Raw genomic sequence first — 16,954 nt, 5'->3', positions numbered from 1 at the left:
CGGGTCAGCCGGCGAGCAGCTCGCGGGCGGCCTCGACCACCTCGACCACCGGCACGTCGGCGACGAACGAGTCCCGGTGCGGGCATTCGCCGCCGCCGGGACGGTGCGGGTAGATGTCCCGGGTGCAGTCCATGCCGCAGGCCGGGCATTGCGTCGTCCAGGAGGCGATCGGCCGGTGCCGGGCGCGCAGCGGGGTGGCCCCGTTGATCAGGTTGCCGATCCAGTAGACGCCGACCGTCGGGGTGCCGACGGCGGCGGCCAGGTGCAGCGGGCCGGTGTCGTTGGAGACCATCAGCGCGCAGCCGGCGTAGCAGGCGGCCAGCCCGCCGAGACTGAGCGTGCCGACCTGCGGGCGCACCGGTGCCCCGGCCGCCGCCACCACCGCCTCGACCACCTCGCGCTCGGCCGGCGTGCCGGTGACCAGCACCTCGTACCCGTCGCCGGCCAGGGCACGGGCGACCTCCCCGAAGCGCTCCGGCGGCCAGCGCCGCCGGGTGTCGGTGGCCCCCGGATGCAGCGCCACCCGGGGTCGCCCCGGCTCGCCGAGCACCTGCCGGGCCTCCGCGCGATCGGCGTCGGTGACCGCGAGCGCCGGGATGATCGTGGCGGCGGGCGCCCCGACCAGGGCGACCACCTCCAGGTAGCGGATCACCTCGTGCTGGTAGTAGACGTACCGGATCCAGCGGTCCAGCGGCGGGGCGTCCTCGGCCCGCAGCCCGGCGGTGACCCGGGCGCCCAGCCCGGTGACGATCGGGTTGGAGTTGCCGCCCCCACCATGCAGCTGCACGGCCAGGTCGAAGCGCTCCTTCCGGGCCACCGCCAGGAAGTCGTCCATCGGGGACTCCGGCTCGTCCGGACCGGGGTCGCGGATGCCGGGCGCGGGCGGCACGACGAGCACCCGGTCCACCGGGCCGGGCCGGTCGCGCCAGAGCTTCGCGTGCCAGGGGGCGCCGAGCAGCACGATCTCCGCCGCCGGGTACGCGGCCCGCAGCGACTCCAACGCGGGCAGGATGAAGATGAAGTCGCCGAGCGCGTTCGCCCGGAGCACGGCGATCCGTTCGACGTCGGGGACACGCTCGCCGACCGGGCCGAGCAGGGACGGGGTGTCCACGCGCCGCTACGGCCGGTCGATCTCGTCGACCGTGGTGTCCGGGTGGTGCATCTCCCGGTCTGCCGCCGGATCGGCCAGGGTGCGCGTACCGGTGGGCGGGCCGGCCTGCTGGAAGCCGGTGCGGCCGACGGTGATGGTGCGCGGCGCGGGCCGGGCCGCCCGGGGCAGCCGCACCCGGAGCAGACCGTGGTCCATCACCGCGTCGATCCGGTCCGGGTCCACCCGCGACGGCAGGTCGACCCGGTACTCAAAGCCGCGCGTCTCGAAGCCGCCCGGGATGCCCTGGTCGGCGTTGACCTCGGCCTCCGAGCGCGCCCGGACGCAGAGCTCCCGGTCGTCCAGCTCGACGGCCACCTCCTCCGGCGCCACCCCGGGCAGCCGGACCACGACCTCCCACCCGTCGGCGATCTCGGTCAGCTCGACGTCCGGGTTCCCCGACCGGCCGCCGACCAGGCGGCTCAGCTCGGCGCGCAGCGACTGCAGTTCGCCCATCGGATCCCACCCCTGCTGCCGGCCGCGCCAGCCCCGGCCGAAGCCACCACCGCTGGACTGTTCCGTCATCGCACGTCTCCGATCCGCTGGTTCGCCGTGGGGGGTCGCAGCGAGCTGGGGGCGTTCAGGTCGGCCTGCGGGTAGACCCCGACGCCGAGCCGGTCGACCAGCTCCCCGCCGAGCCAGGCGCTGATGCCGAGGATCGCCACGGCCACCACCTCGATGGCGATCAGGGCACCCCCGGCAGCCCGCGAGTCGGCGTTGAGCCGGACCACCCAGACCGCGGCGAAGAGCAGGATGACCGCGAGGTTGGCGGCGGCGTGGGTGAGACCCACCCGCTTCGCCCGGGTGCCGGTGGGAAGGGCGAGCAGGTCGACGCTGCCGGCCGCCGCGGCCAGCAGGCCGACGACCAGACCGACGGTGATGTTCCAGTACGCCACCTCGCCGAGGAAGTCCGGCCCGCCGACGGTGTCCACCACGTCGAAGATGACCGCGGTGACCAGGAGCCCCACCGGAAACATCACCAGCATCGGGTGCACGGGATGACCGAGCACCTTCAGTCGGCTCTCCATGGGGCCTCCATCGGTCGCGTCCGAGCGCGCTGCGGGTTACGCGGTACCCGTCGGCTGGACGGGCAAACCTCGCGATCGACGCGCTCGCCTAGGCTGGCGGCGACGGGCCGGGCGGTCCGCACCGGCCGTCACCAGGGTCAACGGACGGGGGAGGCGCACGTGACGGTGGAGATCACTTCGCACGAGGAGCTGCGCGAGCTGCTGGGGGCGCCGCTGCCCCGGGCCGCCGCCAAGGAGCGGACGTTGCTGCACGAGCGGGACCGGCAGTGGCTGGCCGCCTCGCCGTTCTGCCTGGTCGCCACCGCGGGCGCGGACGGCAGCTGCGACGTCTCGCCGAAGGGTGACCCGCCCGGCTTCACGCTGGTGCTGGACGGGACGACCATCGCGATCCCGGAGCGGCCGGGCAACCGCCGGGCGGACGGCTACCGCAACATCCTGGACAACCCGCACGTCGGGCTGATCTACCTGATCCCCGGGCGCACCGACACGCTGCGGATCAACGGCCGGGCGCGGCTGGTCCGGGACGCGCCGTTCTTCGACGACATGGTGGTCAAGGGGCATCGCCCGGTGCTGGCCGTGGTGGTGGAGATCGAGCAGATCTTCTATCACTGCGCGAAGGCGTTCCTCCGCTCCCAGCTGTGGCAGCCGGAGACCTGGCAGCCGGACGCGCTGCCGTCCCGGCCTCGGCTGATCAAGGAGGTGGAGGCCCCGGCGGAGAGCCTCGCCGACCTGGAACGCCACTACGGCCCGGACTACGCCCGGCGCATCTACTCCTGACCCGCCCCACTCCTTCCCGGCCCACCGGCGGCGCGGGCCGCCCCGCCAGCAGCGGCTGACGTTTGGGCGGTCGGCTGAGGGTACAGATCAAAGGACGGCCCACCGCGTCACGCGGCGCTGTACCCCCAGGACACGGGTCGAGGAAGGATGATGTGCGATGCCCACGAAGAGCAGCTCCGGGCGCGGCAGTGGTTCGACCGCGACCAAGAACCCGCCGGGCAACCAGACCCCGAACACCCCCGACATCAGCGAGAGCGAGATCGCCCGACTCAAGGTCGACGAGCTGCGCAGCCGGCTACGCAGCCACGGCGTCACCGACACCGCCGACATGCACAAGGACGACCTCGTCAAGGCTCTGCTCAAGAACATGAAGGACGGTCCGAAGAAGAGCACCTCCGCGTCGCGGGGCTGCTCGTCGGCCAACCCGCCCGGCAACCAGACCCCGAACACGCCGGAGATCAACGAGAGCGAGCTCGCCCGGCTCAAGGTCGACGAGCTGCGCGGCCGACTGCGCAGCCGCGGCGTCACCGACACCGCCGACATGCACAAGGACGACCTCGTCAAGGCCCTAGTCAAGAGCCTGCGCGCGGACTCCGGCACCGGCTCGCGGGGCGGCTCGGGCTCGTCCGACGGCGGCGGCGTCCGTACCGGTCAGCACACCTCGAAGTCGATCAGGTACTCCCAGGAGGTCACCTCGGTCGACGACGAGCCGGAGCGCCCGGGGCGCAGCCTGGTCACCACGGACCACGACGTGATCCGGCGCTGGGCCGAGGCGCGCGGCGGCGTACCGACCACGGTCGACGGCAGCGAGCACGACGGGCACGCCGGGGTGCTGCGCTTCGACTTCCCCGCCAACGGCCGGGAGGCCCGGCTGCGCGAGATCAGCTGGGAGGAGTGGTTCCGCGCCTTCGACGAGCGCCGGCTCAACTTCATCTACCAGGAGGAGCGCTCCGACGGTAAGCAGAGCAACTTCTTCCGGCTGGAGAGCCCGGACCGCGAGGACGGCTGAGACGTACGCGGAAACCCCGCGTCGCTCCGGAGGCCCAGGTCAGCGCGTTGACCTGGGCCTCCGGTCCGTCATCCCGCATCGACCGGCATGTTTGGGCAGGTGGCGGGCTGGCTATCAGGAAGCTTCCAGGCACCACTCACTTTGGAGGGTCCGATGAGTCAGCCGTCGTACGCCGACCACCCGCACACCGCCGCGGCGCCCGCCGTCCGCGGCACCAACGTCATGGCGATCCTGTCCCTGGTCTTCGCCTTCGTCTTCTCCCCCATCGGCATCGTCTTCGGCCACATCGCGCGAAAGCAGATCCGGCGGACCGGGGAGCAGGGCAGCGGCCTGGCCACCGCCGGCCTCGTGCTGAGCTACGTCTTCACGATCCTCGGCATCCTCTGGATCGTGTTCGTCTTCGTCGTGGCCACCAGCTCCGGCAGCACCACCGCCTGATCCTCTCCCGACGGCTGGGCACGGAGCTGGCGGGGGAGGCACCGAGCGAGGGTCAGGTCGGCGCGGGCCCGAGACCGGGAACACCCGGTCGCGGGCCCGTCCCGTCTGCACTCCCGACATCCCGGTTGAGCGCCCCCGACGCGGGTACGAACTTCTGTGGACGAAGCAAGACGACTCACCGACAAGGAGTGCCCATGACCACGAAGGTCGAGAAGTCCATCGAAGTCAACGTTCCGGTCAGCACCGCGTACAACCAGTGGACACAGTTCGAGGAGTTCCCCCGCTTCATGGGGGGCGTCCAGGAGGTGCGCCAGCTCGACGACAAGCGGATGCACTGGGTTGCCGAGATCGCGGGCGTGAAGCGCGAGTGGGATGCCAAGGTCCTGGAGCAGGTTCCGGACCGCAAGGTGGCCTGGGCGGCCACCGAGGGTGCCACCAACGCCGGCGCGGTCTACTTCCAGCCGGTCGGCGTCGACCGCACCCAGGTCCGGCTCTCCCTTGAGTACGAGCCCGAGGGGATGGTCGAGAAGGCCGGCGACAAGCTGCACATCGTCGAGAAGCGGGCCGAGGCGGACCTGGAGAAGTTCAAGTCGTACATCGAGAGCCGAGGCATCGAGACCGGCGCCTGGCGCGGCACCATCGACGAGGGCCGCAACCTCGGCACCCCAGGCGTGGAGCACGCCGCCTCCTCCCGGGGCGACGACGGCAAGGCCGGTGTCTCGGGCAAGGCCGTGGCGGCCGGCGCCGCCGCCGCCGGCGCGGCTGCGGCGGGCGCCGCGGCGCTGGCCAAGCACCGGTCGAGCGACAACGACACCACTCGGGAGACCGAGACGGACTACCTGGTGACCGAGGTCGAGGTCGTCCCCGAACCCGGTACGACGGCATACCCGACCGATCCGCGCCGCACCATCTGACGTACGTCATCTCCCCTGCCGACGAAGCCCGGCGGGCCGGCCCCGGCCGCGCCCCGCCGGGCTCCTGGCGTTCATTCGGGCAGGATGAGCCAGGTCCGGCCGTCGATGAGCTCGCGTACGGCGTCGAGGTGCCCCGCGTGACAGGCGGTCTCGGTGATCATGTGCAGGATGACCTGCCGCACGTCGTCGAGCCGCCAGTCCCCGAACAGGCCGGTGGGCCACCAGGCCGGCGGGGCGTCCAGCCGGGCCCCCGCGAGGATCGCGTTGGCCCGCTCGACCTCCTGCCGGTACAGGTCCAGCACGGCCCTGGCCGGCACGTCCGGGCTGATCCGCCAGGCGTTGCCGACGTCGCCCAGCCCGCTGATCGGGTTCGGCTCGCCGGCCACCACGCAGCGGAACCAGAACCGCTCCCCGTCGAGCGCGAGGTGCCGGACCAGGCCGAGGCAGCTCCACCCGGTCGGCAGCACCGGCCGGCGCAGGGCCTCGTCGTCCAGGCCGGCGAGAATGCCCAGCACGTGCTCGCGCTGGGCGTCCAGCGTTGCGCGCAGCGCGTCGGTGGTGGGATGCGGCATCTCGTCCTCCGGTGGGTCGGCGTCACCGGGATGACGATCGGCCGGCCCCATTTCGGACCGCCGCTCACGCCGCCGGCGGGGCCGACCATCAACCGAGCCGGTCGGTGCGGTCGGTTTCGAGGATCACCTGGTACGCGCTGATCCGTACCGGCGACAGGGTCAGCCGCTCGTGGGCGAGCAGTTCGCCGGTACGTGGGTCGAAGATCAGCAGGGACTGCGCGTTGTGCGCCCGATCATCGAAGGTGATGGCCAGGCCCTTCCGGCCCGCCCGGTCGGTCACCTCGCCCCGCCACCGGAACCCCGGCACGTCGGCGAGGACCCGCAGGATCTCCGCGCGGGTCCGGCGCGGGACCGCGTACCGCCCGTACACCGTGCTGACCTCCTTGCTCGCCGCGCCCGCCCCGAACCTGACCTTCAGCAGCTCCCGCAGCCCGGCCTGGCCGGACGGCAGCGGCGCCAGCTCCATCGGCGGTAGCGGCATGGCACCGGGGGTGCCCTGGGGGCCGCTCGTCAACTTGCCCCGCCAGTAGTCCCGGGACGCCTGGTCGGGGTACTGAGGTTCCAGTTGGACGGTGACCTGTCGACCGGTCCCGTCGAGGGGCTGCCAGACCTTCGTCTCGTCGGCGAAGGCGACGGTGTGGCGGCCATCGTCGGACGTCATCACCGGGTCACCCCACGTCTTCGTGTGGTGGTACAGGTAGCGGCCGGCGCGGGTGTCGTACCCGGTCGCCGTGAGCCGGCCCGCCAGCGCGCGCAGCGGGGCGCCGGCGGGCAGTGCGCCGGCGTCGAACTGGTACGCGACCGGCACGAGCACCATCCCCGGCTCGGCATTCGACGGGCCGGCGGTGGTCGAGCCGCCCGGGGCCGTCGGCGCGAAGGGATGGACGACCGCCGCGATGCCGGCCGCCGCGGCCACCGCCCCGGCCGCCAGGACCAGCCGCCGGGTGGGGCGCGCAGGGCGGCGCGGAAGGACCGGCGCGGCGGTGACTCCGGCGCGCGCCATCAGGTCGTACGCGAAAAACCGGGGCGGTGCGACGGGCGTGTTCCGGGCCGGGTCGGCCGGCCCGAGGAGGGTACGGGTCCGCTCTTCTCCGAACATCACGAATCCTTTCGCGCGTAGGCGAGCGTGGTGGGACCGGGCACCGGCAGGGCCGTCCCGGCGGACATCGCCGCGGTGAGCCGCCTGCGGGCGCGGTGCAGGCGTACCGCCGCAGCGGTACGGGAACAGCCGAGCACCCCGGCGGCCTCGGCGACCGTCAGCTCCTCCCAACCGACCAGCCGAAGAATCTCCTGGTCGAGCTCGGTGAGGGTGGCCAGGGCGGTCCGGAGGTCGGCGACCCCCACGGTGGCGTCGGCACCCGACGAACTCACCTGCCGTGGGAGATCCGCGTCGACGAGCGGCACCACGTCCGGAGCGGTCCGCCGGGCCCGCCACTGGTTGGCCAGCAGGCGCCGGGCCACCCCGTACAGCCAGGGCAGGCTGCGGTCCGGCACCTCGCGGCGGCGCCGCCAGGCGACGACGAACACCTCCTGGGCCAGCTCAGCCGACGCGTCGGCATCGACGAGCCGACGCTGGCCGTACCTCACCACGTGTGCGTACTCGGCGGCGTAGAGCCGGGTGAACCAGTCCTCGTCGCGTCTTCCTGGTGGACCCATCCGAACTCCCGCCTGTGTGGGCAACTCTCACCCTGGTATGTGTCACCGCGGGGAAGATGATTACCGGGATGAAACCGCCCCGGCGTCGCCCGGCCGGCCCGGGCCACTACGCGGGTGCGGACGCGGCCGGAGCGGGTCACCGTTACCAGCTTCCTCGGACTCCGGCTTCCCCCTTTCTCGCTAGGCGGCGTCAAGAACGGGGCGTGGGGCCGCATAGCCCGGCGAGACGTCTGGCTTGTTCCGATGGTCGGCTCTGGCGGGTGCGGGGCCGCCTCGGTGGTGACGAAGGGCGGGAGGTCTCGTACGACTTCACCAACGACGGATCCGCGCGAGCGATGGCCGACCGGATGATGAAGACCTCCGCCAGCACCTGGCGCGATCTCATTGATCTCGCTGAAGCGGTCCGGCAGGAGTCCAGCCGCCGGCGTCTCGCCGAGCCTCGAATTCGCGGGCGGTGCCGTAAGCTGCGCGCCGTGGCGCGCCGGGTTCTGGCGCCGAGAGCGCCACCGACGACGGGGAGGTCGGCGGATGCGACGGTGGCTCAGGACGGTCGCGCTCGGTGCGGTGGCGGTGCTTGCACTGGCCGGATACAGCGGCCCCGCCGGCCTCGACGGGAACCTGGTCGACGACTGGCCGGCGATGAGCGCCCCACAGGGCTTCGTGCCGGAGGCCGGGACCTGCCACGTCCACACCGACGCGAGTCTCACCGCCTACGCTCCGGTGCCCTGCGAATCGGCCCACCGGCTGGAGACCATGCACGTCGGCACGTTGACCGGCAGCCACGCCGGCCGCGGCACGCCACCGACCGCCAGCTCGGCGGCGACGCGGGCGGCCCGCGCCGAGTGCGACCGCGAAGTGAACGAGGCGCTCGGCGCGGACTGGCACTCCGGGCGGCTCACCCTCGACGTGACGTTTCCGACTCCGCCGGCCTGGCGGGGCGGTGCCCGCTGGTTTCGCTGCGATCTAGCCGAGCTCAACAGCGTCGACGACTGGACCGTCATCACCCGGACCGCGAGTCTCACCGGCGCGCTGCGGAGCAACTCCACACTGGCGCACCGATGCTTCAACCCAAGGTTGACGGAGGGCCCTTTCCGTGCCGAACTGGCCAAGGGTGACCTCCAAGGTATGGACGCTGTCCCCTGCACGACGGGCCATCACGCCGAGTTCGTCGGCGTCTACCAGGCACCACCCGACACCGACCTAGCCACGTACGGCAGGTTCACCGAACCCATCCGCCGGCAGTGCCTCGCGCTCATCGCCAGGTTCGCCAAGGTGCCGAACGACGGCGACCTCAAGTACCGCACCGGCTGGCTGTACTGGCTGCCCGGCGCGCGGTCGTGGACCGACGGCAACCGGTCGGTGCAGTGCTTCCTCTGGCTCGACGACCGCAAGCTGACCCGCTCGGTCAAGGGGGCCGGCCCCAAGGCACTGCCGGCCCGGTGACGTTGCGCGGCGCTGGTACGCCGCCTGGTTCCCGTGCTCCACGCGCTGTTCCAGTCCGCGATCGTCCGCCGGTTATCGCCGATTTGGCTGCTTTCTCGGCTGCTCGCGCAGCCGCTAGGTTCCCCGCCCGATGTAGCCGCGGGTCCACGCCTCCATGAATCGACCCCGGGTGATCGGCCCGGCCCGGCGCAGGTAGGCCACCATCAGCGCCAGTCCGCCACCGCCCATCGAGAGAAGCAGCCAACGCGGCAACTCGCGCGATACCGGGGCTGGGGCACAGGCGGTGGGCGTGTAGTCCACGGTCAGACGCGTCTGCGGCGGCGGGACGTGCTCTCCGGGAAACGCCTTCCGGTCGATGCCGCAAAAGACCGGTCCGTCGGTGGCATCGATCCGTACCAGGGCCAAGGCAGGTCGGCCGCTGCGGTCGGCCTCGACGGAGACCACGGTGCCTCGGACCAACTCGCCGGCCGGCGGTGGCGGTCCCAAATCGGCAAACAGACCCGCCAGGAGAAGCGCGGTCGAGGCCATGACGCCACCTATGGTGAACCTGGGCCATAGCGGTAAGCCAGACGCTCGCCGCCGAGCGCCGCCGGAGAGAGGCATGGCCGACACCTTAGTCAGATCGATCAAGGCCCCTCCTCACGTCGTACCACGGCCCGCAGGCGCCGGCGTTCGGTGGCTGGTACTTGCTGCCTCACTGCTGCCCGACAGCTCGCTTACAAGCTCTGCGCAGCACATCCGTCCGGCCCCAGCCCTGAACGGACCGGGGAAAGTTCTTCGGCAGGACTGCAACCCGCCGGTGCGCTCGTCCGTCCCCATTGCATGTCGGTCGGCAGAACGGGGAGAGGTGGATGAGGGACGCAGAGAGCTTCGACGATTTCTACCGGAGCAGCAGGAAGCGGATGCTGCGCTACGGGTACGCGGTGGTCGGGGATCACACCGAGGCGCAGGACCTCGTGCAGGAGGCGTTCGCCCGGGCCTGGCGGCACTGGCGGAAGCTCTCCGACCACCCCGCACCCGAGGCGTGGGTCCGTCTGGTCGTGGCCCGGCTGGCGGCGGATCGGTGGCGTCGGCTCCGCGGTTGGCGGGCGGCGATCGCCCGCGCCGGTCCACCGGACGTGGTTCGTCCGCCGGGTGAGGACACCGTCCTGCTGGTGGGTGCGCTCCGGCAGTTGCCCGCGGCGCAGCGCCAAGCACTGGCGCTGCACTACCTGTTCGACATGTCCGTGGAGGACATCGCGCGGGAGACGAGTGTGCCGACCGGAACTGTCAAGTCGTGGTTGTCACGTGGCCGGTCGCGGCTCGCCGCCCTGCTGCCCGATGTCTCGACCGAGGAAATGGAGGCCACTGGTGTCGCGTGAACTGGGCAGTTTCTACCGCTCGCTGGCCGAGGACGCCGACGAGCAGGTGCTCACCCCTCCGGATGCCCTGCGGCGCCGGGCCGACCGGCGTGCCCGTGCCCGGGGGACGGTCACGGCGCTGGCCGCGGCGGTCCTGGTGGTTGGTACGGCGGCCGGCAGCCAGTTGGTGCTGGCGGCGAACGAGCGCACCCATGTCGTCACCCCGGGCAGCACGCCGTCAGTGAACACGACATCGCCCCCGACGGTGGACACAACGCCGTCCCCGGCGGCCACCACCTCGCCGTCGCCGGTGGGCCCCAGCGGGCCGGCGACCACGCCGAGCACCGGGAAGTCGACGACCCGGAGCGGAGCTCCCGACACGCCGACCAGCATTTCCGACCGGGCCTTCTTCACCCAGCCGGCCGGAACCGTCGCCGCGCCACCCGCCTTCGTCCCCGAGGAGGCGCTGCCGAAACTCTGCGGCGCCCGTTACCCCAGCGACGAGTCCCTGGTGCAGCGCCGGACCAGGAAACTGGTCTACCGGAACCTGGACACCCCCGAGGGGCAGGTGCCAGACGGCAGCTACCTGCACAGCGTCACCATCTACCGGCCCGGGAAGGCCGCGGCCTGGCTGGCCGACCTCCGCCGAGCCGTGCAGAACTGCCCCGAGCAGGAGCGCGTCGAGGGGGTTGTCTCCCGGCAGCGGCTGTTGGACAGCGGCGACTTCGGCGACGACTCGGTGCTGTTCGAGATGAGCGAACCGGCTCGGGACGTCAACGGTGACCCGACCGGCGGCAACGATGTGCGGTTGATCCGGGCGATCCGGATCGGTGACGTGGTGACCGTGCTCTGGGAGCAGGGGTGGGAAGGCACCTCGAGCGAGCGTTCCCAGGTTGACGACTACAGCCGTCGGGCGGTGACCGCGATCCGGCGCTGGCTCGGCTGAACGCCGAGCGGCCGGGTGCTGGTAGCCGGAGCAACGTCGAAGGCCCTGGCTGGGACTGACGTCCTGACCAGGGCCTTCGTACGTGTCTTCCGGCCGGCGGCGGCGTCGTTCGGGCTGGCCAGGGTGACCCCGAAGGCGCTTCCGGCATGAGTCATGGCGTCCGCAGACGTTCGACTCCGGATCCTGGCGTGACACAGTCTCGTCCGACCACTCCTCATTGACCCCAGCGTTGCAGCAACCGTTTTCGCAAATCACTGAATGAGATGCACCTGGCCGCCGCCAGTCATGTTGGTGCGCCCGGTGGCAACGGCGGCTCAGGTGGGTGTCCTCGGGAGCGGGCCGCGTCGCAGATGGCGCGTGCCGGACGACAAGACCACGCAGCAGACATACTTCCGTTCGACTCAGCCGCAGATCAGGCCGTGGTCCTAGGGCAATGGCTGCGCGATCTGACCGAAGGCGGCAGGCCATCGCGCGACGAAACCGTCTGGGTGCCGTTGCGCCGGATCGGTGAAGCCATCGAGAGGAAAGGTATCGACGGCATCAGTCTGCCGGCAGCTCGTAGGCGATTGCTCGGCACGATGGGCAAAAACCAGGACGGGATCCCGTTCGAGGAACTATCGGGCTACCAGCCCGCATGCGATACGACCAAGCGCCGACTGCGGCTTCCCTCGGTACTTCGTGACGGAGACGCCGCGCAAGCGGACCCCGTCAATCCCGAGCCCTGATCGGCTTGTAGCCCGCGAAGGCCCGGCGTCTAGCCAACCTTCGCCATCCCGTCCGCGGCTTCGCGTGCCTGGCGATTTGGCCTGATCTTCCGCACGCCGTGGCTGACGCCGACGCAGGCCGCCGTAGGACCGAGCACGGCGAGCACCCCGAGCAAGCTCGCCAGCACCGACTTGACGATAGGCACATCGGTGGCCACCGCCACAAGGAACACGTAGATCATGGACAGCACTGCGGCAACGGCGGAGGCAACCAGCAACTTGGCGAGCAGACGCCCGCTTTTCGCGGCGACCTCCCCGACAACGCTGGCGGGCAGAAACAGCAGTGGCACCAAGGCGACGCCCACTACGCCGGCAAGCAGCACCAGCACCGGCCCCGCCAAGGGACCGCCGGTGTCCGCGTTGGCCATGATCGCGTACGCGAGTAGGCCGAGGTAGACGACGGCGCCCTGCACGACGAATACCAAGCAGGCGACAGCCGCACCAGCAAGATGCCTGGCAATCTTTACGAACATGACGCCCTTCCCCGTGATCACGACTCTGAGCCTATGCCAAGCCGCACAAAGGTGGATGCCGCGACATCTACGGTTGCTGTGCAGAGGAGCTATCAGCCTTTGAGCTTGGTCACCATTTGCCCATACTTCAGCCCGAACGGGTACCGCGTACCGCGCTCGTTCAGGCCGACGAGCTTGATGCCGGGTATCCGGTGTTGCACAGCGATCAATCGAACTTGCAGGCCGCTTCCATTTGGGAAGGTGTGCCGGACAACGTCACCGACCCGCAGACTCCCGAGCTGCCTGACGGAATCGAACCGTCGACCTACGCATTACGAGTCAGTCCCCGGCTCCTGCTCCCAGGGGCGCTCGTCGCGCGTCACATGGTGTCCAGGTCCGTCATCGTCCGCGCCGGTCCGCCGGTTTGGCTGCTCGCTTGGCTGCTCATTGCAGGCTGAGAGGCTCAGCGCTGTCCAACATCTCCGAGGGCGCGTGCTGTCCTCTTGAGAATGTCGTCACGTTGCGATGCCAGATCCTCGGGCAGTCTGGATCTCTCACGACGAGTCCGGTCAAGCAGTCGCCCAACGTTGGTCAGGATCTCACCACTGGTACCGCCGTACAGCACAACATCCTCCAGCGACTGCGCAAGCTGCCCCAGGCCGGCTCGCCGCAGGCTGCGGACAAACTCTTCGATGTCGCCGTAGAGGTCGCTCATCGACTCTGCGGGCTCCGGCTAGAGGACATGCCTGAGTCTACGAAGCAGCTCACCGCGGGATCCAGAGCCGCTGTCGCCTCGTCAGCCCAATTCTCTCGACCTCGGTCGGCGGCTAGGACGTCTCGCTTACAAGCTCTGTGCGTTTCGTCCGGCGGCGTCCGTCCGCGTCTGTGACCTCGGGCTACGATCCGTGCCCGGTCGCTGCTGGCTGTCCTCATCTTGGGCGGTTGCTGTCGACGTTGCTGTCGACGGCGGTTATGGGAAAGCGCGACTCGTCCTTCGGATCCTAGAGTTGGCGTCCATGTCGGGCCGGCGGGAACGCATACGCCGAGAGCTGGGTGGCTTCCTCAAGGAGTATGGCCGCAGCTCTCGATCTCGCAACGGCATGGATCCGAACGATCGCCAGTACAGCCGCAAACTGGAGAACCAGATCAAGCGGATGCGCCCTGAGGACCTCGACCGCCTGATGCGGGACGACGAAGACGACGACCAGTAGCGGTGGACTGCCAGCTTGGGAATCGGGTTGAGTCACGGTCCCGGGCGTGGTGCGGGCTGGTACCGCAAGCACGGGCGACCCGGCCAAGCTCCGCGACGAGCCTCTGCTGGCCGATGTTGACCGCTGTATCGGGCACGGATCGGGCACGGACCTGGGAAGGCTGAGGCTCGACCCCTAACCCCTGGCCTTGCAAAGGCGGCACCGGATGCTGAGCTAGACCCGTCGGGTGTCGTTGGGCATCGTCGTGTGCGCAGACCCCGCCGTCTCGTGTTGATGGTTACTGGGGCTTGTCGGACGTCTCGCTGACTTCCTCGCTGACACGGCAGTCGCCCCCGGCCTTGGCTAGGTCGAGGGCGAATCGCCATACCGGTACTGCCTGCCCTGCCGGGTGGCCTGCTGCTCGAACCGCCCCACCTGCCGAAGCCGTGGCCAGCCAGCGTGGCCTCGCCGGATTACAACAGCATTCCGCCGAGACCAGTGCGGGGTCAACAGCGCGATGCCGGGCTGTGGATAACGACGGTACCCCTCCAATTTAGCTGGACAACACCGTCGCATCTGCCGCGCTGACATCCTTGCGGAACTTGGCGTGGACCCACGTCTTCTCGTCGCCGACGTTGACTTGGCTCCAGATCCCCTTCGTAGGACCGAGCTGCGTCTCTCGCGGAAGCCGGCGCAATACCTCGGTCGGCTTGCCGCCATTGAACGTAGCCCCGAAGACAACCACTGCCTGGTCGGTCACGGCAACGATGCGTCGCTTCACCAGGGACTGGCCCACTAATCCGAACATATTGCCGATCCACGGATTCACACCCGCCTGTGCCATGAACACCTGCCGTACCTGCTCCCCGGGCAGCAGTGGCTGTACCCGTTCAGTCAGTCTCTCGCGCAGCCCCATGACGTCCGCCTCCTTGTTGATCAGAACGGCCGGAGCGTACGCGATCACATGAGACTGGGGCTACCCATTGAGGTGATCTCAGTAAGGATCGCCATCTGATCCAGGACGACACCGGCATCTCGTCCAGCTCGTACCGGTCAACGTCGTACAGGCGGTAATGGGAGCCGTTGCGGATGAGTCAGGTGTCGGGTCGGCTTGGCCTCAGCCCGGTCATCCTGAGGTCACTAGCGCCAACACCACGGAGAGCAGCCCCAGCTCCGAAGAACGTGGTTCCTCTCCGCTAGCGAGACGCCATCCCGTCGCCGTCGACCCGCCCTGCTGGGGAGCGGGCCGCCGCCCGGCCCGCCACGTCAGGCGGACCTTGACACAGGTTCGGACGCTGGCGGGTCGGGCGGTGGTCTGCTCGGCTTGCCCGGGTCGATGGCGGCGGGATCGCCTACCGCAACCACCCACGGACCGCGACTCGCCGACGATCTTCGGCCATCCTGGAGCCGGAGCGCCCCCGCCGGAGGCGTAGTAGCCGCAACCCCGCGGCCGCCGCCAGCTCGCCGACGCGGCCGGCGTGCGCTCCCCTACGCCGCGCGGGATGCTGGCCGCGCGGCCCGGCCGGCTGCCGGCCCACCACTTCACCGCTCAACGGTCTGTCGCTCTGTGGCGGCCCTCTGGGCTTTCCGCCCTCCGCGCCAGCCGCCGGGCGTCCGGCGTGACAGCCGCAGAGCGACAGCGGCGCGGCTGGCGCGCGCCCTGGCGGCGGCGCGTGCGGCCCGTTGCGGACCGCCTTGAAGACGTACAGAAACTTTGAACACATCGCCGGCAGCCGGCCCTGTCGTACTCCGCTTGATGCGTTACACGGTGACTCCGGTTGACGGGTTACACGGGCCTTGAGCATGCCGGATACGGACGGGTGACGCCCATGGTCCGCGACGCTGGTGTGCCAGTCATCCGCTCTGGCGAGAAGGGTTCACTCGGTCATGCGATGGACCTCCGATGCTTGGGAAACAGCCCGCGAACGCTCATGGGTCTCACATGCGACGGATGGGTGGGCGGGCGCTCGTCACACAGGCCGCAGCGCCCAGATCAGGGTGGTAACCCTGGTTAGTGGCCGAGAGGGCGGTAACGGAGGTGAACGACGCCGTTTTGGAACCGGCGCTCGTCGAGGAGCGCGAAGTCGGCGCGCACGCCAGTAGGCAGCCCCGGCTTGCCGCCTCCGACGGCCGTGGGCCAGACGAATAACTGGCACTCGTCAACCAGTCCAGCCCGCATGGCTTGCGCCGCCAGGTTGGCGCCTCCAACGGTGATATCACTGCCGGCCGTGGCCTTCAGCTGGTGTACGACGGCGGGGTCGAAACCGGACTGACGGTCCCTCATGCGCGCGGTCAGCGGCAGATTACGGCATTTGATTCTCCACGCAGTGTCATGTCCCGCACATTCTGTTGTTGATCACAACAACTGAATGAGGTGCTCGACACTTCACACCCCTTGCGGCGGTCGCTTGTACTGAAGCTGTACTTGTTGATCAAGGGCGACAGGGCGTCTGCGGCCGCGCGCCCGATCGGCGGCTCAAGCGGTCCGACAGGACCGCCTGCGCGAACTACTACTACGGCTCAATGATGCGGACTTCGCTCTGCCCGTTCAGGACGAGCGCGACGTCAACTCGCGACGGTGGCAGATCGCCCTGGTCTGTGCGCAGCGCCCACGCCGGTTCGGCACCATCATGATCGGGGGTGACCCATCGCGCGGTGGTGAACGCTGGCAGCTCCCAGGAAGCCAACAACCGCTGGCCACTGGTGGCCATCACCCCAAGCTGAACCCAAGCCACTTCCTCGTTCTCGTTACGAAAGCCGTTGGGGACTGTGGCGGGGTCGAGTTGGAAGGCGAACCGCCCGTCCTCATCTGTGCGGGTGGTTCCGACGGTATGCAGCGGGAGCGGTTCGCCTTCCTTGCGTTCCACGTCATTGGCTGGCCACAGCTGCGCGACCACCTCGACCCCATCGGCCGCTCGCCCGCTGGCATCCAGGACGTGACCCTGGACCACCGTTGAACTCGTGATCTCGATCGGGCTCGGTTGGGTCAATCCCCGGACCGTCACGAATACCGCAGCCGCCGCCACCAGGACGGCAGCGCTAGCAATGACCAGAAATGCTCGCCGCATGGGTTCCTCGTACGTGTACCTGCCTAGGTCGCCGTACGGTACGGCCAAACTTCATGTGGCGCTAGAGCCAAGCCAGATAGGGGGCCATCGCATGGTTCACTGTCGCGCATGACGTGGCGAAGGACCGGGCCGGTGGTGGCGGTCATCATGGCGGTGGTGGCCCTTGCTGGCTGGCGCTGGTGGCACAACCACCCGCCGTACGGCCCGGAA

General features: G+C 70.0%; 20 protein-coding genes and 1 pseudogene. 9 read left to right on the top strand and 12 right to left on the bottom strand.

Annotated features, from left to right (window positions below; translation table 11 throughout):
* Window positions 1-4: 4 nt before the first annotated feature.
* Genes I8N68_RS22155 through I8N68_RS22145 form a run of 3 tightly spaced genes read right to left on the bottom strand, consistent with a single transcriptional unit; the run spans window position 5 to window position 2,175 of the window.
* Window positions 5-1,111 carry a glycosyltransferase family 9 protein gene (locus I8N68_RS22155; RefSeq protein ID WP_200213484.1) on the bottom strand — a complete coding sequence of 369 codons (1,107 nt, stop codon included), beginning with the start codon at window positions 1,109-1,111 and terminating at the stop codon, window positions 5-7.
* Between the two features lie 6 nt (window positions 1,112-1,117).
* Window positions 1,118-1,672: an Hsp20/alpha crystallin family protein gene (locus I8N68_RS22150; protein ID WP_200213482.1), complete on the bottom strand. Its 555-nt coding sequence runs from the start codon at window positions 1,670-1,672 to the stop codon at window positions 1,118-1,120.
* Window positions 1,669-2,175: a DUF2231 domain-containing protein gene (locus I8N68_RS22145; protein WP_200213480.1), complete on the bottom strand. Its 507-nt coding sequence runs from the start codon at window positions 2,173-2,175 to the stop codon at window positions 1,669-1,671. The genes I8N68_RS22150 and I8N68_RS22145 overlap by 4 nt, the downstream gene beginning before the upstream one ends.
* A gap of 159 nt (window positions 2,176-2,334) precedes the next feature.
* Here I8N68_RS22145 and I8N68_RS22140 point away from each other — a divergent pair, with 159 nt between their 5' ends.
* The 4 genes and pseudogenes from I8N68_RS22140 to I8N68_RS33055 form a co-directional block, all read left to right on the top strand.
* Window positions 2,335-2,952: a pyridoxamine 5'-phosphate oxidase family protein gene (locus tag I8N68_RS22140; protein ID WP_200213478.1), complete on the top strand. Its 618-nt coding sequence runs from the start codon at window positions 2,335-2,337 to the stop codon at window positions 2,950-2,952.
* A 157-nt stretch (window positions 2,953-3,109) separates the two neighbouring features.
* Entirely contained in the window at window positions 3,110-3,961 is an 852-nt protein-coding gene (locus I8N68_RS33065) for a hypothetical protein (protein ID WP_234040372.1), read from the top strand.
* Window positions 3,962-4,114: 153 nt separating this feature from the next.
* Window positions 4,115-4,399 carry a DUF4190 domain-containing protein gene (locus tag I8N68_RS33060; protein ID WP_372433793.1) on the top strand — a complete coding sequence of 95 codons (285 nt, stop codon included), beginning with the start codon at window positions 4,115-4,117 and terminating at the stop codon, window positions 4,397-4,399.
* A gap of 194 nt (window positions 4,400-4,593) precedes the next feature.
* Window positions 4,594-5,043, top strand: a pseudogene (locus I8N68_RS33055) (SRPBCC family protein); the annotation flags it as partial.
* Between the two features lie 341 nt (window positions 5,044-5,384).
* Here the strand turns inward: I8N68_RS33055 and I8N68_RS22120 are convergent.
* From I8N68_RS22120 to I8N68_RS22110, 3 genes are all read right to left on the bottom strand, one after another.
* Window positions 5,385-5,885: a DinB family protein gene (locus I8N68_RS22120; protein ID WP_200213470.1), complete on the bottom strand. Its 501-nt coding sequence runs from the start codon at window positions 5,883-5,885 to the stop codon at window positions 5,385-5,387.
* An 88-nt stretch (window positions 5,886-5,973) separates the two neighbouring features.
* Window positions 5,974-6,984 (bottom strand): CU044_5270 family protein, encoded by a 1,011-nt coding sequence (locus I8N68_RS22115; RefSeq protein ID WP_200213468.1) that lies wholly within the window; start codon window positions 6,982-6,984, stop codon window positions 5,974-5,976.
* Window positions 6,984-7,541 (bottom strand): RNA polymerase sigma factor, encoded by a 558-nt coding sequence (locus tag I8N68_RS22110; RefSeq protein WP_200213465.1) that lies wholly within the window; start codon window positions 7,539-7,541, stop codon window positions 6,984-6,986. Before I8N68_RS22110 ends, I8N68_RS22115 begins: the two co-directional genes overlap by 1 nt.
* Window positions 7,542-8,069: 528 nt before the next feature.
* Between I8N68_RS22110 and I8N68_RS22105 the strand changes: the two genes are divergently transcribed.
* Window positions 8,070-8,984: a septum formation family protein gene (locus tag I8N68_RS22105; RefSeq protein WP_200213463.1), complete on the top strand. Its 915-nt coding sequence runs from the start codon at window positions 8,070-8,072 to the stop codon at window positions 8,982-8,984.
* A 114-nt stretch (window positions 8,985-9,098) separates the two neighbouring features.
* Here the strand turns inward: I8N68_RS22105 and I8N68_RS22100 are convergent, their stop codons facing one another.
* Window positions 9,099-9,512, bottom strand: a complete 414-nt coding sequence (locus I8N68_RS22100; protein ID WP_200213461.1) for a hypothetical protein — start codon at window positions 9,510-9,512, stop codon at window positions 9,099-9,101.
* Window positions 9,513-9,835: 323 nt separating this feature from the next.
* Here I8N68_RS22100 and I8N68_RS22095 point away from each other — a divergent pair, with 323 nt between their 5' ends.
* The 3 genes from I8N68_RS22095 (at window position 9,836) to I8N68_RS22085 (ending at window position 11,995) form a co-directional block, all read left to right on the top strand.
* Window positions 9,836-10,345: a SigE family RNA polymerase sigma factor gene (locus tag I8N68_RS22095; RefSeq protein WP_200213459.1), complete on the top strand. Its 510-nt coding sequence runs from the start codon at window positions 9,836-9,838 to the stop codon at window positions 10,343-10,345.
* The gene (locus I8N68_RS22090; RefSeq protein WP_200213456.1) at window positions 10,335-11,270 is read left to right on the top strand and encodes a hypothetical protein; all 936 of its coding nucleotides are present in this window, start codon (window positions 10,335-10,337) and stop codon (window positions 11,268-11,270) included. Before I8N68_RS22095 ends, I8N68_RS22090 begins: the two co-directional genes overlap by 11 nt.
* Window positions 11,271-11,689: 419 nt before the next feature.
* The gene (locus I8N68_RS22085; protein WP_200213454.1) at window positions 11,690-11,995 is read left to right on the top strand and encodes a hypothetical protein; all 306 of its coding nucleotides are present in this window, start codon (window positions 11,690-11,692) and stop codon (window positions 11,993-11,995) included.
* Window positions 11,996-12,024: 29 nt separating this feature from the next.
* On the opposite strand, the gene I8N68_RS22080 is transcribed toward I8N68_RS22085, so the two are convergent.
* On the bottom strand, window positions 12,025-12,507 hold the full coding sequence (locus I8N68_RS22080; RefSeq protein ID WP_200213820.1) for a hypothetical protein: 483 nt from the start codon (window positions 12,505-12,507) through the stop codon (window positions 12,025-12,027).
* 442 nt (window positions 12,508-12,949) lie between these two features.
* Entirely contained in the window at window positions 12,950-13,201 is a 252-nt protein-coding gene (locus I8N68_RS22075) for a hypothetical protein (RefSeq protein ID WP_200213451.1), read from the bottom strand.
* A gap of 301 nt (window positions 13,202-13,502) precedes the next feature.
* On the opposite strand from I8N68_RS22075, the gene I8N68_RS22070 reads away from it, so the two are divergent.
* Window positions 13,503-13,697, top strand: a complete 195-nt coding sequence (locus tag I8N68_RS22070; RefSeq protein WP_200213449.1) for a hypothetical protein — start codon at window positions 13,503-13,505, stop codon at window positions 13,695-13,697.
* A 532-nt stretch (window positions 13,698-14,229) separates the two neighbouring features.
* Here I8N68_RS22070 and I8N68_RS22065 read toward each other — a convergent pair.
* The 3 genes from I8N68_RS22065 to I8N68_RS22055 form a co-directional block, all read right to left on the bottom strand.
* Window positions 14,230-14,640 (bottom strand): hypothetical protein, encoded by a 411-nt coding sequence (locus tag I8N68_RS22065; RefSeq protein ID WP_200213447.1) that lies wholly within the window; start codon window positions 14,638-14,640, stop codon window positions 14,230-14,232.
* A 1,047-nt stretch (window positions 14,641-15,687) separates the two neighbouring features.
* Window positions 15,688-15,960 (bottom strand): dihydrofolate reductase family protein, encoded by a 273-nt coding sequence (locus tag I8N68_RS22060; RefSeq protein ID WP_234040371.1) that lies wholly within the window; start codon window positions 15,958-15,960, stop codon window positions 15,688-15,690.
* Between the two features lie 229 nt (window positions 15,961-16,189).
* On the bottom strand, window positions 16,190-16,744 hold the full coding sequence (locus I8N68_RS22055; RefSeq protein WP_200213445.1) for a hypothetical protein: 555 nt from the start codon (window positions 16,742-16,744) through the stop codon (window positions 16,190-16,192).
* Window positions 16,745-16,954: the final 210 nt, after the last annotated feature.

Origin of the sequence: Micromonospora coerulea, assembly GCF_016598485.1 — a bacterium.
GTDB lineage: Bacteria > Actinomycetota > Actinomycetes > Mycobacteriales > Micromonosporaceae > Micromonospora > Micromonospora coerulea.
The sequence above is the reverse complement of the archived record's forward strand: the minus strand, read 5'-3'. Positions and strand labels throughout refer to the sequence as shown.

Excerpts from the sequence above, each read along its gene's own strand:
- I8N68_RS22115 (WP_200213468.1), bottom strand. The coding sequence starts at position 6,984 with ATGTTCGGAGAAGAGCGGACCCGTACCCTCCTCGGGCCGGCCGACCCG.
- I8N68_RS22105 (WP_200213463.1), top strand. The coding sequence starts at position 8,070 with ATGCGACGGTGGCTCAGGACGGTCGCGCTCGGTGCGGTGGCGGTGCTT.
- I8N68_RS33060 (WP_372433793.1), top strand. The coding sequence starts at position 4,115 with ATGAGTCAGCCGTCGTACGCCGACCACCCGCACACCGCCGCGGCGCCC.
- I8N68_RS22095 (WP_200213459.1), top strand. The coding sequence starts at position 9,836 with ATGAGGGACGCAGAGAGCTTCGACGATTTCTACCGGAGCAGCAGGAAG.
- I8N68_RS33065 (WP_234040372.1), top strand. The coding sequence starts at position 3,110 with ATGCCCACGAAGAGCAGCTCCGGGCGCGGCAGTGGTTCGACCGCGACC.
- I8N68_RS22060 (WP_234040371.1), bottom strand. The coding sequence starts at position 15,960 with ATGAGGGACCGTCAGTCCGGTTTCGACCCCGCCGTCGTACACCAGCTG.
- I8N68_RS22100 (WP_200213461.1), bottom strand. The coding sequence starts at position 9,512 with ATGGCCTCGACCGCGCTTCTCCTGGCGGGTCTGTTTGCCGATTTGGGA.
- I8N68_RS22110 (WP_200213465.1), bottom strand. The coding sequence starts at position 7,541 with ATGGGTCCACCAGGAAGACGCGACGAGGACTGGTTCACCCGGCTCTAC.
- I8N68_RS22055 (WP_200213445.1), bottom strand. The coding sequence starts at position 16,744 with ATGCGGCGAGCATTTCTGGTCATTGCTAGCGCTGCCGTCCTGGTGGCG.
- I8N68_RS22080 (WP_200213820.1), bottom strand. The coding sequence starts at position 12,507 with ATGTTCGTAAAGATTGCCAGGCATCTTGCTGGTGCGGCTGTCGCCTGC.
- I8N68_RS22145 (WP_200213480.1), bottom strand. The coding sequence starts at position 2,175 with ATGGAGAGCCGACTGAAGGTGCTCGGTCATCCCGTGCACCCGATGCTG.
- I8N68_RS22070 (WP_200213449.1), top strand. The coding sequence starts at position 13,503 with ATGTCGGGCCGGCGGGAACGCATACGCCGAGAGCTGGGTGGCTTCCTC.
- I8N68_RS22120 (WP_200213470.1), bottom strand. The coding sequence starts at position 5,885 with ATGCCGCATCCCACCACCGACGCGCTGCGCGCAACGCTGGACGCCCAG.
- I8N68_RS22150 (WP_200213482.1), bottom strand. The coding sequence starts at position 1,672 with ATGACGGAACAGTCCAGCGGTGGTGGCTTCGGCCGGGGCTGGCGCGGC.
- I8N68_RS22075 (WP_200213451.1), bottom strand. The coding sequence starts at position 13,201 with ATGAGCGACCTCTACGGCGACATCGAAGAGTTTGTCCGCAGCCTGCGG.